Source organism: Gilliamella sp. W8126 (assembly GCF_016102185.1).
GTDB lineage: Bacteria > Pseudomonadota > Gammaproteobacteria > Enterobacterales > Orbaceae > Gilliamella > Gilliamella apis_A.
On the sequence record NZ_JACFPE010000004.1, the window covers coordinates 182,489 to 196,708 of the forward strand.

Annotated in this window: 15 protein-coding genes and 1 pseudogene; 4 read left to right on the plus strand and 12 right to left on the minus strand. The window is 34.7% G+C overall.

What is annotated here, in order from left to right:
- Window positions 1–7: 7 nt before the first annotated feature.
- The gene (locus tag H3S74_RS09225; RefSeq protein ID WP_198247723.1) at window positions 8–1,477 is read right to left on the minus strand and encodes a glycoside hydrolase family 32 protein; all 1,470 of its coding nucleotides are present in this window, start codon (window positions 1,475–1,477) and stop codon (window positions 8–10) included.
- Between the two features lie 291 nt (window positions 1,478–1,768).
- Here H3S74_RS09225 and H3S74_RS09230 point away from each other — a divergent pair, with 291 nt between their 5' ends.
- From H3S74_RS09230 to bioB, 3 genes are all read left to right on the plus strand, one after another.
- The gene (locus H3S74_RS09230; protein WP_065613721.1) at window positions 1,769–2,728 is read left to right on the plus strand and encodes an aminoimidazole riboside kinase; all 960 of its coding nucleotides are present in this window, start codon (window positions 1,769–1,771) and stop codon (window positions 2,726–2,728) included.
- Complete coding sequence (locus H3S74_RS09235) at window positions 2,729–3,292, plus strand: sugar O-acetyltransferase (RefSeq protein ID WP_370547593.1); 564 nt, start codon at window positions 2,729–2,731, stop codon at window positions 3,290–3,292. It abuts the gene before it with no gap.
- Window positions 3,293–3,590: 298 nt separating this feature from the next.
- Complete coding sequence (bioB, locus tag H3S74_RS09240; RefSeq protein WP_198247725.1) at window positions 3,591–4,634, plus strand: biotin synthase BioB; 1,044 nt, start codon at window positions 3,591–3,593, stop codon at window positions 4,632–4,634.
- 44 nt (window positions 4,635–4,678) lie between these two features.
- Here the strand turns inward: bioB and ispC are convergent, their stop codons facing one another.
- The 10 genes from ispC to H3S74_RS09290 all read right to left on the minus strand — a co-directional run bounded on the left by ispC (window position 4,679) and on the right by H3S74_RS09290 (window position 12,624).
- On the minus strand, window positions 4,679–5,857 hold the full coding sequence (gene ispC, locus H3S74_RS09245; protein ID WP_198247726.1) for a 1-deoxy-D-xylulose-5-phosphate reductoisomerase: 1,179 nt from the start codon (window positions 5,855–5,857) through the stop codon (window positions 4,679–4,681).
- A gap of 1 nt (window position 5,858) precedes the next feature.
- Window positions 5,859–6,620, minus strand: coding sequence for a DNA-binding transcriptional repressor DeoR (deoR, locus tag H3S74_RS09250; RefSeq protein ID WP_198247727.1), 762 nt, complete (start codon window positions 6,618–6,620; stop codon window positions 5,859–5,861).
- A 59-nt stretch (window positions 6,621–6,679) separates the two neighbouring features.
- On the minus strand, window positions 6,680–7,345 hold the full coding sequence (deoC, locus tag H3S74_RS09255; protein WP_198201588.1) for a deoxyribose-phosphate aldolase: 666 nt from the start codon (window positions 7,343–7,345) through the stop codon (window positions 6,680–6,682).
- A gap of 238 nt (window positions 7,346–7,583) precedes the next feature.
- Window positions 7,584–8,141, minus strand: a complete 558-nt coding sequence (frr, locus tag H3S74_RS09260; RefSeq protein ID WP_065579130.1) for a ribosome recycling factor — start codon at window positions 8,139–8,141, stop codon at window positions 7,584–7,586.
- A 28-nt stretch (window positions 8,142–8,169) separates the two neighbouring features.
- On the minus strand, window positions 8,170–8,904 hold the full coding sequence (gene pyrH, locus H3S74_RS09265) for a UMP kinase (protein WP_065579131.1): 735 nt from the start codon (window positions 8,902–8,904) through the stop codon (window positions 8,170–8,172).
- A gap of 119 nt (window positions 8,905–9,023) precedes the next feature.
- Window positions 9,024–9,884 (minus strand): translation elongation factor Ts, encoded by an 861-nt coding sequence (gene tsf / locus H3S74_RS09270; RefSeq protein WP_198247728.1) that lies wholly within the window; start codon window positions 9,882–9,884, stop codon window positions 9,024–9,026.
- Between the two features lie 84 nt (window positions 9,885–9,968).
- Window positions 9,969–10,706: a 30S ribosomal protein S2 gene (gene rpsB, locus H3S74_RS09275; RefSeq protein ID WP_198201589.1), complete on the minus strand. Its 738-nt coding sequence runs from the start codon at window positions 10,704–10,706 to the stop codon at window positions 9,969–9,971.
- Window positions 10,707–11,062: 356 nt separating this feature from the next.
- Window positions 11,063–11,398, minus strand: a complete 336-nt coding sequence (locus H3S74_RS09280; protein WP_065579134.1) for a zinc ribbon domain-containing protein YjdM — start codon at window positions 11,396–11,398, stop codon at window positions 11,063–11,065.
- Window positions 11,399–11,491: 93 nt separating this feature from the next.
- Complete coding sequence (locus tag H3S74_RS09285) at window positions 11,492–12,262, minus strand: class I SAM-dependent methyltransferase (RefSeq protein ID WP_198247729.1); 771 nt, start codon at window positions 12,260–12,262, stop codon at window positions 11,492–11,494.
- Between the two features lie 14 nt (window positions 12,263–12,276).
- Window positions 12,277–12,624 carry a cupin domain-containing protein gene (locus H3S74_RS09290; RefSeq protein WP_198247730.1) on the minus strand — a complete coding sequence of 116 codons (348 nt, stop codon included), beginning with the start codon at window positions 12,622–12,624 and terminating at the stop codon, window positions 12,277–12,279.
- A gap of 218 nt (window positions 12,625–12,842) precedes the next feature.
- Between H3S74_RS09290 and H3S74_RS09295 the strand changes: the two genes are divergently transcribed.
- On the plus strand, window positions 12,843–13,556 hold the full coding sequence (locus H3S74_RS09295; RefSeq protein ID WP_198247731.1) for a Crp/Fnr family transcriptional regulator: 714 nt from the start codon (window positions 12,843–12,845) through the stop codon (window positions 13,554–13,556).
- Between the two features lie 582 nt (window positions 13,557–14,138).
- Here H3S74_RS09295 and H3S74_RS09300 read toward each other — a convergent pair.
- A pseudogene (locus tag H3S74_RS09300) lies at window positions 14,139–14,220 on the minus strand (elongation factor Tu); the annotation flags it as partial.

A 14,220-nucleotide genomic window follows, 5' to 3' on the forward strand; every position in this document is an offset into this window, starting at 1 on the left:
TTAGCAATTACTGATAAATAGATTTTAATTGCCAGCTTTCTAATTTGCTAATTCTTGCTTGTCCATTTTCAGCAAATAAATTAATTAAACGTGTAGCTGGTAATTTTGGATAAATACGGCTTGAAAGACTATATAAATCTTTGTTGACGAAAACCTCGACTGATGATGTATCCACAAAAATATGCAATGTTACTTTTTTGTTTCTTGATAATGGTACGCTGCGATAACCTTTTAAATCAAGTCCAGAAAGGCTTCGATCAAGAACCAGTCGATTAGATTGCAAGTCAATATACAATAATGTAGCTTGTTTACCATCTGGGGTAGCAGCGAGTTGTAAGCCAAAACGTTCGGCATTACTATTGGCTAAATCAATTTCAACATTAAGTTCACAACTAATTGACTCTATATTGGTATTTTTTAATTCATTATTTAATGTGATATTGGTTAATGATTGCGGTTTTTCTCGCAAAGCTTCAAGTTCTTTCACTGGTCGGTTACGAACTTTGTTTTGGCGATCGAGGATTAATTCACGTGGTAAAGTAAATGCCCCCATCCATTTATCGTGTTTACTTGGCATTTTTGACTCCCACATATCCATCCATGCAAATACAATTCGGCGACCATCAGCGGCAAGAAATGATTGTGGTGCATAAAAATCATGACCAAAATCCATCTCTTGGAATGATTTAATGACGGTAAATGGTTTACCAGGTTGCCAATCGCCAACAATATAACCCGATTGGAATCGATTACGATATTGATAACCTTTAGCGTGCATGCCTTGCGGTGAAAACATCAAGATCCATTTATCACCCAATGGGAAAAAGTCAGGACATTCAAGCATATAAACATTAGGATCAATATTACTGATAAGTACTTGATCAAATATCCAATCTTTTAAGTCAGTTGAACGATAAAGCAATACTTGCCCAATGTCATTGGCTTCTCGTTGCCCAACCACCATCCACCATTTTCCTTGTTGTTGCCAAACTTTAGGATCACGAAAATGCATAATCCCTTCTTTTGGTGTCAGCACAGTACCATGTTTTTCAAAATGAATACCATCTTTACTGGTAGCAAGACATTGGGTTTCACGAATATGTTCATCATTACCTTGACCATTTAGCCAGATATGACCAGTGTAAATTAAACACAGTTCACCATTATTATCTACGGCTGAACCAGAGAAACAACCGCTTTGGTCATAATCATGATCGGGTGCAATAGCAATAGGTAATCTTCGCCATGTAATCAGATCATCACTTACCGCATGACCCCAATGCATAGGCCCCCAATTTTCATCATAAGGATGATGTTGGTAAAAGGCATGATATTGCCCTTTATAATAAACTAATCCATTGGGATCGTTCATCCAGCCAGCTGGTGGTGCTAAATGAAAATGAGGGTAATACTGTTTATTTATTTGTTGTTCTAGTTTTTCTATAGCTTGGTTTGCTTTATCAATTGCAGTATTCATAACATTACCTTCGTTCAAATTGAGTTAAGTTAATATAATTACATACTACCTCAAAATAGTTGTTAACGTTAACTTATAATAAAATAAACGTTAATTTATGTGATACTAGTCACATATTTTTAACGTTAACAATGATTTTTTTTATAAATGATTTAGTTTATTATTAATATTGATTATCAGCATATCAATTAATTAGTCATTAATTAACTAATTTAATCGAAAAGTATAGTGCAATAACATTAATCGTGTTACATACATTCAATCCTTTTTAACAATAAAATGAGTGACAAAATGAAAAATACAAAAGTATGGTCTCTTGGTGATGCCGTTATTGACTTATTGCCATTTGGTGAAATGAACTATCGAGCCTGTGCTGGCGGTGCTCCAGCGAATGTTGCCATTGCGATAGCTAAGTTAGGGCTACCATCGGCTTTTATTGGTCGAGTCGGTAATGATCCATTTGGCCACTTTATGGAAAAAACTTTTTGTGAACATCATGTTGATTGTCAAAGTCTTGAAAAGGACGATGAGCATAGAACGAGTACTGTGGTAGTTGATTTAGGAGATAATGGTGAACGCAGTTTCACTTTTCTTGTTTCGCCTTCAGCTGATCAATTTTTATCTGAACAAGCATTGCCGGATTTTAATCAGGACATTTTACATTTTTGTTCTTTGGCGTTAGTTGGCACAACCTGTCGACAGACATTAAAAACAGCCATTGAAAAACTGACTGCCAAGAATGGCTTAATTAGCTTTGATATTAATTTGCGCGAACAAATGTGGCAGGATAAAAATGAAATGCGTACTATTATTACCCAATTTTGTCACGATGCAGATATTCTTAAACTTTCAGATGAAGAGCTATTCTGGTTAACGGAAAGTCAAGATTGGCATGTAGCACTTAATAAACTGCAACAACATTATAATGCACCACTTAAATTAATTACTAAAGGTAAAGACGGTAGTATTGTGTTATGGCAAGGTAAAACGTTTAGTTTTGACTCTTTCCATGTTAATAGTATTGATACAACAGGTGCAGGCGATGCGTTTGTTGCTGGATTACTTAGTAGTATTGCCTCATCGGGAATGCCGGAAGATAAATTAATGTTAGAAAGTATGATGACGATAGCCAGCGCTTGTGGGGCATTGGCGACTACTAAAAAAGGCGCATTAACAGCATTACCGGATAGTGCATTTTTACAATCTTTTATTAGTGATAACCCAGCGCTAATTGCTAAACAAATGGTGTAAATAATGACAGAAAAACAAAAAATGCTAACAGGACTACTTTATGATCCTAGTATCGATGAACTTGAAAATGAACGACTTTATGCTCAAGATATCTGTTTTCAGTTAAATCAATTATCGCCAAGTGCTATTGATAAACGGCAACGATTATTCAAGACATTATTAGGAAAAACGAAACAGAAATTTACCATAATGCCCGGCTTTCAGTGTGATTACGGCTATAATATTGAAATCGGCGAGGATTTTTTTGCTAATTTTAACTGTATTATATTAGACGCAGCTAAAGTAACATTTGGTGATAATGTCCTTGTCGCGCCCAATTGTGGTTTTTATACTTCAGGTCATCCACTTGATAGCCAAACAAGGAGTAGTGGATTGGAGTTTGCTAAACCGATTACGGTTGGTAATAATGTTTGGATTGGCGGTAATGTTATTGTATTACCAGGTGTAACAATTGGTGATAATAGTGTTATTGCTGCCGGAAGCATTGTTGATCGTGATATACCTAGCAATGTTATTGCTATGGGCACCCCTTGTCGTGTACATAAAACATTAAAAGAGCATTAATTGCACTAAATGATAGCGTGCATTTTTGCAATCATTTATAAGCGATAATCCTGCTTTATACGCTAAACAAATGGCTAATAAAATGAGAAAATATTAGCTAGTTTGTTGCTCGAGCCTTGTATCAATTTACTCGCGAATGAATAATTTTATGTGCAAGATATCTGTTTTCAGTTCAATAAACTTTTGTATAGCAAAATAGCTCTTTTAATGTAAACTATTTTATATTGAAATGGTTGACAATGTAGGGTTATGTATTATGATGCATGCAGATTTATGTTGATTGTTAAAAGGATTTTCTATGTCATTAAATGGCATTCGTCATGACTGGGTATTGTCTGAAGTAATGGATATTTTTCAATTACCTTTCAATGATCTTATTTTCAAAGCACAAACCATACATCGACAATATTTTGATGCGAATAAAGTGCAGGTTTCTACCCTGTTATCAATAAAGACCGGTGCTTGTCCTGAAGATTGTAAATATTGTCCTCAGTCTATCCATCATGATACTGGCTTAGAAAAAGAAAAATTACTTGAAGTACAAAGAGTAGTAGAAGAAGCTAAAACAGCCAAAACTGTTGGGGCTACACGTTTTTGTATGGGTGCTGCTTGGAAGCATCCAACAAATCGCGATATGCCTTATCTTTTGGAGATGGTAAAAGGTGTTAAAGCTCTGGGGATGGAAACCTGCATGACTCTGGGACAATTATCCCAGCTACAGGCTTACGCATTAGCCGATGCTGGTTTAGATTTTTATAATCATAATTTAGATACTTCACCTGAGTTTTATCAGCAAATAATTACTACTCGTACATACAGTGAGCGTTTACAAACATTGGCTTATGTAAGAGAAGCTGGTATTAAAATTTGCTCGGGTGGTATTTTGGGTATGGGGGAAACTTTAAGAGATCGAGCCAATTTATTGATACAACTTGCCAATTTAGACGAACACCCAGAAAGTGTTCCCATTAATAATTTAGTCAAGGTTAAAGGTACTCCGTTAGCAAATGAAAAAAATATTGAACCATTTGATTTTATTAGAATGCTAGCTGTCGCTCGTATTATGATGCCTAAATCTTATATACGCTTGTCAGCAGGAAGAGAACAAATGAATGAGCAAATGCAAGCACTGGCTTTTTTAGCCGGTGCTAATTCAATATTTTATGGTGATAAGTTATTAACTACATCTAATCCTCAAGTCGATAAAGATAATGCTTTATTTTTTAAATTAGGAATTAGTCCAGAAAAGAACCAAGATTATAGCGATGAGGTACATAAGGCAGCTATTGTGCAGGCAATTAGTGAGCAAGTGCAAAATAATCAATCTAGCGATAATTCTTAAGATTTAAATATAAGAACATTAATCTTAACTTTTTGGCCGTATAGCTATAATTTTATGCAGGTTTGTCTTGCCCATAGATCGATAGCAAATACGTCTTCAATCGTGGTTGGTTCAGGAAAGTCAAGTGTTTCTAAAACTGTTGATACCTGTTTAGCTATATCCATAAAGCCGATTTTGTTTTGAAGAAATGCCTCTACAGCAATTTCATTAGCCGCATTAAGTGCCGTGGTCGCAGCTTGTCCTTGATTAAATGCATCAATCGCTAATTTTAAACAAGGATAGCGATTAAAATCAGGTTGAGTAAAAGTGAGCGATGAAATTTTAGTAAAATCTAATGCTGGGACCGTTGATGAAATTCTATCTGGATATGACATGGCATAGGCTATTGGTGTACACATATCAGGCATTCCGAGCTCGGCAATTACACTACCATCTTGGTAACGAACCATTGAATGTATTATTGATTGTGGATGAATTATAATTTCCATCTCGTCAGCACTAGCATTAAATAGCCAACGGGCTTCAATATATTCTAGTCCTTTATTCATCATGGTGGCCGAATCGACAGAGATTTTCTTACCCATTGACCAGTTAGGATGAGCAATAGCTTGTTCGGGTGTGACACTAGATAATTGATTGAGTGGTAAATCTCTAAATGGCCCTCCAGAACCCGTTAAGACAATTTTAGTGATACCATAATCGGTTAAATTAGCAAATCCTAAATTTTGTTGGACTGTTGTTGGTAGGCTCTGAAAGATTGCATTGTGTTCACTATCAACAGGTAATAGCTGTGCACCATACTGTTTGACTGCCTGCATAAATAAATGACCACAAGTTACCAAAGATTCTTTATTTGCTAATAAAATTCGTTTACCTTTCTTTATGGCGGCAAGTGTTGGTTTTAATCCTGCTGCCCCGACTATAGCTGCCATTACCATATCTACTTCGGTAAGCTCTGCTAAATCGCATATAGCTTGTTGACCATGTAATACTTCAATATTTAATTTTAGCTCAAGCAGATTTTTTTTAAGTTGCTGTGCCGCTTGTTCATCAGCCATTGCGACATAATTTGGTCTAAATTCTAAACATTGTTCAGTCATTTTGCCAACATTCTGCCCACCAGTTAAAGCAAATACTTTAAATAAATCTCGATTTTGTCGAATAACGGCCAAAGTGCTGCAACCTATTGAACCAGTTGAGCCTAAAATTGTGATATTTTTCATATTAGTAAATTAAACTTATGTTATTTTCATTAAAAAAAGAGATAAATTGCTCATCGGGCAGTTTATCAGTAATTATCTGATCGAACAAAGTCAATTCACTAATAAATGCCGGCTTTATTTGATTAAATTTAGTATGATCGGCAATCAAGATTTTTTGCGCTGATTTTTTCATTGCTTGTTGCTTCATATCTAATTCTTCAAAATGATAACAAGTTACTCCTTGTTGCAAATCAATACCTGCTGCTGAAATAAAGGCTTTATTCGGACAGATAGAATCTAACTGGTTGGATTGATGTAAACTTGTAAAGATAGCATTATTTGGTTGGAATTGACCACCGCATAAAATGATCTTACATTTAGGTTTATGTTGTAGTGCCAATAAACTATTTAATGAATAACAGATAGCAGTAAATGCAATATCATTATCTATTGCGTTAATGATAAAAGGCATGGTGGTGCCACAATCAAAAAATATTGTGTCGTTTTCATTGATAAATTGACTAACAAGTTTTGCAATATAAGCTTTTTCTTCAACTTGCTTATCCTGCTGATCTGAAACGAAATACTTTGCGATTGAATGACGGTCTTCATTGACAATATAGCCACCTAAGACAATTAATGAGGAGGGGCAATTGTTAAGATCACGCCTGATAGTCATTTCTGACACTGCTAATTTTTCAGCCGCTGCTTTTAGATGGATTTTGTCAGTGTTTTTTAGGATTTCAAGGAGTTCATTTATTCTTTTTTGTGGTTGAGTTTCCATTGTTTTTCCTAAATAACAATAAGCTACATAATATATATGTAACTTATTGTTATGATTGATTAGTAATTGCTAGATGATGTACTGCTACCTGAAACGATTGCAATACCAGCACTTGCGCCTAAACGATTTGCACCAGCTTGAACCATTTTTTCGGCAGTCATACGATCACGAATACCACCAGACGCTTTCACGCCCATATTTTCACCGACCGTTTCACGCATTAATTTTACATCTTCAACTGTTGCACCAGAAGTACTAAAGCCGGTAGATGTTTTGACAAAAGCAACGCCAATATCTTTACAAATTGTACAAACTTTAACAATTTCTTCTTTGGTTAATAAGCAAGTTTCTAAGATAACTTTTAATGGTACTGAACCGCAGGCTTTGAATACCGCTTCGATATCATTTTTAACTGCATTCCAATTATTGCTTTTTAGCCAACCGACATTGATTACCATGTCAATTTCTTCTGCGCCAGCTTTAACAGCCATTTCTGTTTCATAAGCTTTAGCTGACGTAAGCATAGCACCAAGTGGAAAACCGACTACTGAACATACTTTTACATCACTACCTTTTAATAACTCTGCCACTAAAGGGACATAGCCAGAATTAACGCAGACAGAATAAAAATGATATTCTTTTGCTTCATCACAGAGTTTTCGAATCTGATCTTCAGTCGCATTCATCGCTAATAAAGTATGATCAATATACTTTGCATAATCCATAAAGGTTTCCTTAAATTTTTTATTAATGTTAAATCTAGTTAATTTTGTTAATTTGTAAAGAGTAATGTTATAAAAATAACAAATATAAACAAATAATGTTACTTTAATAACATTATATCGCTAATTTATGAGAATTTGAAATACAACAACTAGTATTAATATATTAAAGAAATAAATAAAAACGCCCAATTTAATAAAACTGGGCGTCAAAATGATATTTATGAATTTTTGAAATAGATTAGAATTCCATTAATTCTTTCTCTTTCTCAGCAAGTACCGCATCTAATTTTTTAATAGCAGCATCGGTTGCTTTTTGAATTAAATCTTGTGATTTACGTTCATCATCTTCAGAAATTTCTTTATCTTTCAATAATGCTTTGATTTGATCATTGGCATCACGACGGATATTACGGATCGATACACGGCCTTGCTCTGCCTCACCACGAACAATTTTAGTTAAATCACGACGGCGCTCTTCAGTAAGCGGTGGCAGAGGAACTCGAATAACGGTACCCGCTGATGCCGGATTTAATCCTAAATCTGAAGTTAAAATTGCTTTTTCAATTAATGGTGTTAATGATTTATCAAATACTGTAATTGCAAGGGTTCTTGCATCTTCAGCAACGATATTGGCTAATTGACGAAGTGGTGTTGGGCTACCATAATACTCAACCATAATGCCATCTAATAAACTTGGCGATGCACGACCAGTTCTAATTTTAGAAATATGATTCTGAAACGCATCAATACTTTTTTCCATGCGCTCTTGCGCTTCTTTTTGAATCTCATTTAGCATAATAAAAAACCTTTTTAAATAAATAAGACTAGCAGCTAACTGTAGCCTGATTATTGATTAATGTTCCTTCTGATTCGCCTAGAATGACGCGACGTAATGCACCGGGTTTATTCATATTAAACACACAAATTGGTAGATTATGATCACGTGCTAATGTAAATGCGGCTAAATCCATCACTTTTAATTCATCATCTAACACTTTCTCGTAATTAAGTGTTTTATAAAGTGTTGCATTAGGATCTTTTACGGGATCGGCTGAATAAACACCATCAACTTTGGTTGCTTTTAAAACCACATCAGCTTCAATTTCAATACCTCGTAAACAGGCTGCTGAGTCAGTTGTGAAAAATGGGTTACCGGTTCCAGCCGAAAGGATAACGACCTTACCATGTTTAAGCAAGCTGATTGCTTCAGTCCAGCGATAATCATCACAAACGCCGTTTAATGGAATTGCCGACATCAAACGGGCATTAACTTCAATTCGGTGCAACGCATCACGCATAGCAAGACCGTTCATTACTGTGGCAAGCATACCCATATGGTCACCAACAACACGGTTCATGCCTGCTTTAGCAAGTCCTGCACCACGAAATAGATTACCACCCCCAATAACAACAGCAACCTGAACTCCCATGTCGATAAGTTCTTTAATTTCTTGTGCCATACGATCAAGAACGGTTGGATCAATACCAAAACCTTCATCACCTTGCAGCGCTTCACCACTAAGTTTGAGAAGGATACGTTTATAGAAAGGGGTTACCATATGAAGTCTCACTATTTCGTTATTTTATTACTTAAAAAGCTAGCATAACTAGCTGGCAATCATTTTAAAATATTTTGTGGATAAACAAAACCGCCATGAAGGCGGTTTTAATAAAACAATTAAGATTGTTTCGACATTGCAGCCACTTCTGCCGCAAAATCAACTTCGACTTTTTCGATACCTTCACCCACTTCAAAGCGGATAAATGATGCAACAGTCGCTTTTTTCTCAGCAAGTAAAGTACCAACTGTTTTGCTTGGATCCATTACAAATGGTTGACCAGTAAGTGATACTTCACCAGTGAATTTACGCATACGGCCTTCAACCATTTTTTCTGCGATTTCACGAGGTTTACCAGATTGCATTGCAATATCAATTTGAATATTACGTTCATGCTCAACCACATCTGCAGGTACATCGCTAGGGTCAACATATTCTGGTTTGCTTGCTGCAATGTGCATTGCAATGTGTTTAACTAATTCTTCATCACAACCACTGTTAGCTGCAACTAAAACACCAATACGTGCACCGTGTTGATAACTACCAACTACATCGCCAGTGATTTGTTGAACACGACGGATACCGATGTTTTCACCAATTTTTGCAACTAATGCAGTACGTTCTTCTTCAAATTTTGCTTGTAAAGCTGCAATATCAGTGATTTGATCATTTAAAGCAGCTGTTGCTACTTTATCACTGAATTCTAAGAAACCAGCATCTTTAGCAACAAAGTCAGTTTCACAGTTAATTTCTAAAATAACACCAACTTTTTTATCTGCTGAAATTTTAGAAATAATTACACCTTCAGCTGCCACACGACCAGCTTTTTTAGCTGCTTTGGCTTGACCTGATTTACGCATGTTGTCGATAGCAAGATCGATATCACCATTTGCTTCAACTAATGCTTTTTTACATTCCATCATACCTGCGCCAGTTCTTTCGCGCAGTTCTTTTACCATAGAAGCGGTAACTTCAGCCATTTTAAAATCCTCTATTTAACCATTATGATGATTTTCATTAGAATGGGTCGACGATATTATCGACCCTGAAAATATTTGAGTTTATTATTCTGCTGCTGGAGCTTCTTCAACAAAGCTTTCTTCAGATACTGGAGATTGATTTTGTTCACGACCTGAACGTACTGCTTCAGCAACTGCATTTACATATAATTGAATTGCACGGATTGCGTCATCATTACCAGGAACAATGTAATCAATACCATCTGGATCTGAGTTAGTATCAACAACAGCAATGACTGGAATACCTAAATTGTTAGCTTCTTTGATTGCGATATGTTCATGGTCTGCACCAATAACAAAAATCACATCGGGTAAGCCACCCATATTTTTAATTCCACCCAAGCTATTTTCTAATTTAGCCATTTCACGAGCACGCATAAGTGCTTCTTTCTTGGTTAATTTATCAAATGTACCATCATTAGCTTGTGTTTCTAAATCTTTTAAACGTTTGATTGATTGACGTACTGTTTTCCAGTTAGTCAACATACCACCTAACCAACGGTGATTAACGTAGTATTGTCCACAGCTTTCAGCTGCTTGTTTAATTGCTTCACTTGCAGCACGTTTTGTACCAACAAATAAAATTTTACCTTTACGCGCAGCAACTTTGTTTAATTCAGCTAATGCTTCATTGAACATTGGTACTGTTTTTTCAAGATTGATGATGTGAACTTTGTTACGAGCACCAAAAATAAATGGTTTCATTTTTGGGTTCCAATAACGAGTTTGGTGTCCAAAGTGTACACCTGCTTGTAACATATCGCGCATTGATACTGTAGTCATGATTTCCTCATTTTTACGTTGGGGTTATGCCTCCACATATCCGCTTTATCCGACCTTATTATTTTAAGTAAAAGGCACCCCGGCAAAGAGTAATGATATGTGTGTGTTATAACGTTAATTAATTATTAAATTTTATGCTGATGTTTCATTATTATTTTCAATAAAAATAATCTGAAATATAGCGCGCGTTTTATACCACACTTAAATTAAAATTACCAGAAGTATTTATTTTTATAGGTGATGAAATATTGGTTTTGTATTAAAGGTTGCGGATTTGGTCTGGAAAAATAAAGATATAAGCTAACAAAGTCAATTTATTAGCTTATATTAAAAAAGTTGCATGTTGCTTTAAATCATTAAGCCTTTTTAACAAAACAGGCTTTAAGCATTACTTTCATGCCATCGATTTTACAATCAATTTCGTGATCACCGTCTACTAAACGAATGCCTTTAGCTTTAGCGCCTTTTTTGAGGACGGTTGATGAGCCTTTTAATTTTAAATCTTTAATCAAAATAATATCATCGCCATCAACTAACAAATTGCCATTGCTATCTTTAACTTGTAATTCATCGGTTGTCGAAGTTTCTTGATTTGGATCCCATTCGTGTGCACATTCCGGACAAACATAAAAAGTACCATCGTGGTAAGTGTGTTCAGATTGGCAAGCTGGGCAATTAGGTATAGATTCCATAGTTTTTCATTAATCCAAATTAAATAAAATGACGCCCACTATAGCAAAAAAAGACTGTTTAGTCATGATATTCAGCTATACCTAATTTTTTTATTATTTCGGTTTGACACTACAGATAGCAATGTAATTAAGGGATTCTTTATTTTTTCTAAATGTTTTAAACATTTGGATAAATTGTGGTCGATTTTGTTTATGTAATGCATTACCAACAATTTTGATTGCACCAAAAAATCCTTCATCGGTAATCATACCTCGTGGTGACATTAACGTCATAGCGGCATTTTCTGATTTTATATTGATAAATCCTATAGTTGAAAAAAGATTAATCCATTCATCATGACTCATAGGCTGTGCATTAACATTGATCGCATTATGAATCTGTGCCATTACGTTTTGAGAGTTTTCTGGATCTACTAACATAATGTCATGCGTTAATAATCTTCCACCTGGTTTTAATACTCGAAAATACTCGTTGAGTAGGCGAGCTTTCGTTTTATCGGCATACATGGTTAACATCGCTTCATTAATTACAACATCAAAGCTGTTATCAGCGAAAGGTAATTTGGATGCGTCGGCTTGCTGTATATCGACTAACTGACTAACATTATTTTTAATAACATTTTGTTTAGCTTTTGTTAATGCCGATTTGTCCATATCTATACCAATAATATGGCAATTAAATCGTTTGGCAATGTCAATAGATGTTGTAGCCATATTACATGCAATTTCTAAAACCCGACTTTGTGGCGTAAATTCTGCTTGTTTAAATAACCATTCCGTGGCTTTCTTTCCCCCTGGGCGTAACCTTGTTTTCCCTAAACGAGCAAGAAATTTATGGCCAGCTTCTTTTTTAATTTGTTCCATTATCTATCCTTAGTTTAATTAGTCTTTAATGTGATTTCTCTCAACATAATTAATAGCATTTTTGCTGTTGTTGGTGCTTCAACAGCATGAGGGATATTAGCTGGCATTTTTACTATCGTTCCTGGCTCTGCTTTAACAGGTTTACCATTAATAATTAAATTTAATTGCCCTTCTATGACCATAATGATTGCATCAAATGGTGCGCTATGTTCAGAGATCCCTTGTCCTTTATCAAAAGCAAATAAGGTTAAGTTACCACCAGATGTTTTAGCCAACACTCGACTAGCAATACCTTGCTCTGTTTGTTTAATTAATGAAGCTAAATTTAGTTCTTGTGCTGGGGGAATAGTATTATTTGGCATAAGATTCTCCTGTTTTTCAGTAAGTGCAAAACAAAATATAATTGCTATTTTGGCCAATACTTATGATATAGGTTATAAGTAGTTAAATTATTATTTTTAACAAAAAACATTATATTTCATATGGTTATTAGCAATTAATAATAAAGTTTTATTTATTGAAATAAGAATTATTATCAATTATATTGAAATCATTCTAAAGTTATCATTAGGCAATCCCTATGACATTTGTCAAAAATATACCAACGCAAGATGAGATTTTGATTTGGTTAAATAATGTAAAAATGTTTGATGGGCTAACCAATGATGCATTAATACCGATCCTTGAAAATGCTAGTTATATGGAATTTAGTACCGGTGAGCTAATTAGCTATGAAGGTATGCCTTTTTCAGGTTGTTCTTTGGTTCTTGCTGGTAAAATTGAGGTTTTTAGAAATACTTATTTAGGTGAAGAAAAAGTTTTTGGGATTTTTTCGCCTTATGAATTAGTTGCCATTGCGGCAGTGTTTATGCCACATAATCGCTTTCCGATGACAATTCGAGCAAAAACTAATTGCTCATTATTATTACTTGAAAAAAATAGCGTATTACAAGTTTGTATGAATAATCCTATTGTTATGCAACGCTTGTTAGTGCAATTTAGTAGCAAACTATACGAACAAATTAATAACATCGATTGGTTAACATCCAGCTCGGCAGAACAGCGTTTAGCGGCCTATATATTATCGTTATCTTCTAAACAAGATATAAGTTTTGTGTTACCAATATCACGCAGTCAATTGGCAACTAAGCTTGGTATCCGTTATGAAACGTTAAGCCGACTAATTTCTAGTTGGCGTAAACAAAAAATAATTGAAATTAAATTGAATCAGGTAACAATTTTAAAGACAACCTATCTTCACCAACTTACACTCCCTTCACAACGTTCATTTTAAGTAGCACTATCTGACAGTAATATTATTACTGTCAGATAGCATCAATTTTTACCTTAAATCTTAAAAAACTAAAAAATAAGTTTGTTATTAGATTAAATCATATTGTTAGAAATAATGTATCTTATTGTTTTTAATTTATTCTTTCTTCAGGTGCTAATGTAATAGCATGATAGTTGTGCAATATTCGTAGTTTAAATAAACTAATTAACCATTAGGTTGTTGATAATTAACTCAACGTTAACTATTTTTCTCAATATTAAGCATTCATATTATTCGTACAATTAATCGTTGTATTGGCTGGTGACAAGTGGCTATTAGCGCTAATTAGTTAGTTGTTATATTTTTAGAAAATATGATTAGTCACACCCCATTTCTCGCTATGCGAATAATGGCATACCTGTTTGTATTTTTAACTAAAAAAGCAAAAGATGATAAGTTTTGCTATAGGTAATTTGCGGAAATCAGTTAAGTTGTTTCAGTTATTCGAATAGTATTGATTAGATAGCAAATAAAAAAGGTGCACAAAGTGCACCTTTTTTGAACTGGTAAGAGCATTTAACATGCTCTTTAGTTAAGCTAAAATTATTTAATAACCTTAGCAACAACACCAGCACCAACAGTACGACCACCTTCACGAATAGCGAAACGTAAGCCGTCTGCCATT

What these genes read in the sequence shown, in the direction of transcription:
- H3S74_RS09225 (WP_198247723.1), bottom strand. Translation starts at nt 1,477, where the DNA reads ATGAATACTGCAATTGATAAAGCAAACCAAGCTATAGAAAAACTAGAA.
- H3S74_RS09230 (WP_065613721.1), top strand. Translation starts at nt 1,769, where the DNA reads ATGAAAAATACAAAAGTATGGTCTCTTGGTGATGCCGTTATTGACTTA.
- bioB (WP_198247725.1), top strand. Translation starts at nt 3,591, where the DNA reads ATGTCATTAAATGGCATTCGTCATGACTGGGTATTGTCTGAAGTAATG.
- ispC (WP_198247726.1), bottom strand. Translation starts at nt 5,857, where the DNA reads ATGAAAAATATCACAATTTTAGGCTCAACTGGTTCAATAGGTTGCAGC.
- deoR (WP_198247727.1), bottom strand. Translation starts at nt 6,620, where the DNA reads ATGGAAACTCAACCACAAAAAAGAATAAATGAACTCCTTGAAATCCTA.
- deoC (WP_198201588.1), bottom strand. Translation starts at nt 7,345, where the DNA reads ATGGATTATGCAAAGTATATTGATCATACTTTATTAGCGATGAATGCG.
- frr (WP_065579130.1), bottom strand. Translation starts at nt 8,141, where the DNA reads ATGCTAAATGAGATTCAAAAAGAAGCGCAAGAGCGCATGGAAAAAAGT.
- pyrH (WP_065579131.1), bottom strand. Translation starts at nt 8,904, where the DNA reads ATGGTAACCCCTTTCTATAAACGTATCCTTCTCAAACTTAGTGGTGAA.
- tsf (WP_198247728.1), bottom strand. Translation starts at nt 9,884, where the DNA reads ATGGCTGAAGTTACCGCTTCTATGGTAAAAGAACTGCGCGAAAGAACT.
- rpsB (WP_198201589.1), bottom strand. Translation starts at nt 10,706, where the DNA reads ATGACTACAGTATCAATGCGCGATATGTTACAAGCAGGTGTACACTTT.
- H3S74_RS09280 (WP_065579134.1), bottom strand. Translation starts at nt 11,398, where the DNA reads ATGGAATCTATACCTAATTGCCCAGCTTGCCAATCTGAACACACTTAC.
- H3S74_RS09285 (WP_198247729.1), bottom strand. Translation starts at nt 12,262, where the DNA reads ATGGAACAAATTAAAAAAGAAGCTGGCCATAAATTTCTTGCTCGTTTA.
- H3S74_RS09290 (WP_198247730.1), bottom strand. Translation starts at nt 12,624, where the DNA reads ATGCCAAATAATACTATTCCCCCAGCACAAGAACTAAATTTAGCTTCA.
- H3S74_RS09295 (WP_198247731.1), top strand. Translation starts at nt 12,843, where the DNA reads ATGACATTTGTCAAAAATATACCAACGCAAGATGAGATTTTGATTTGG.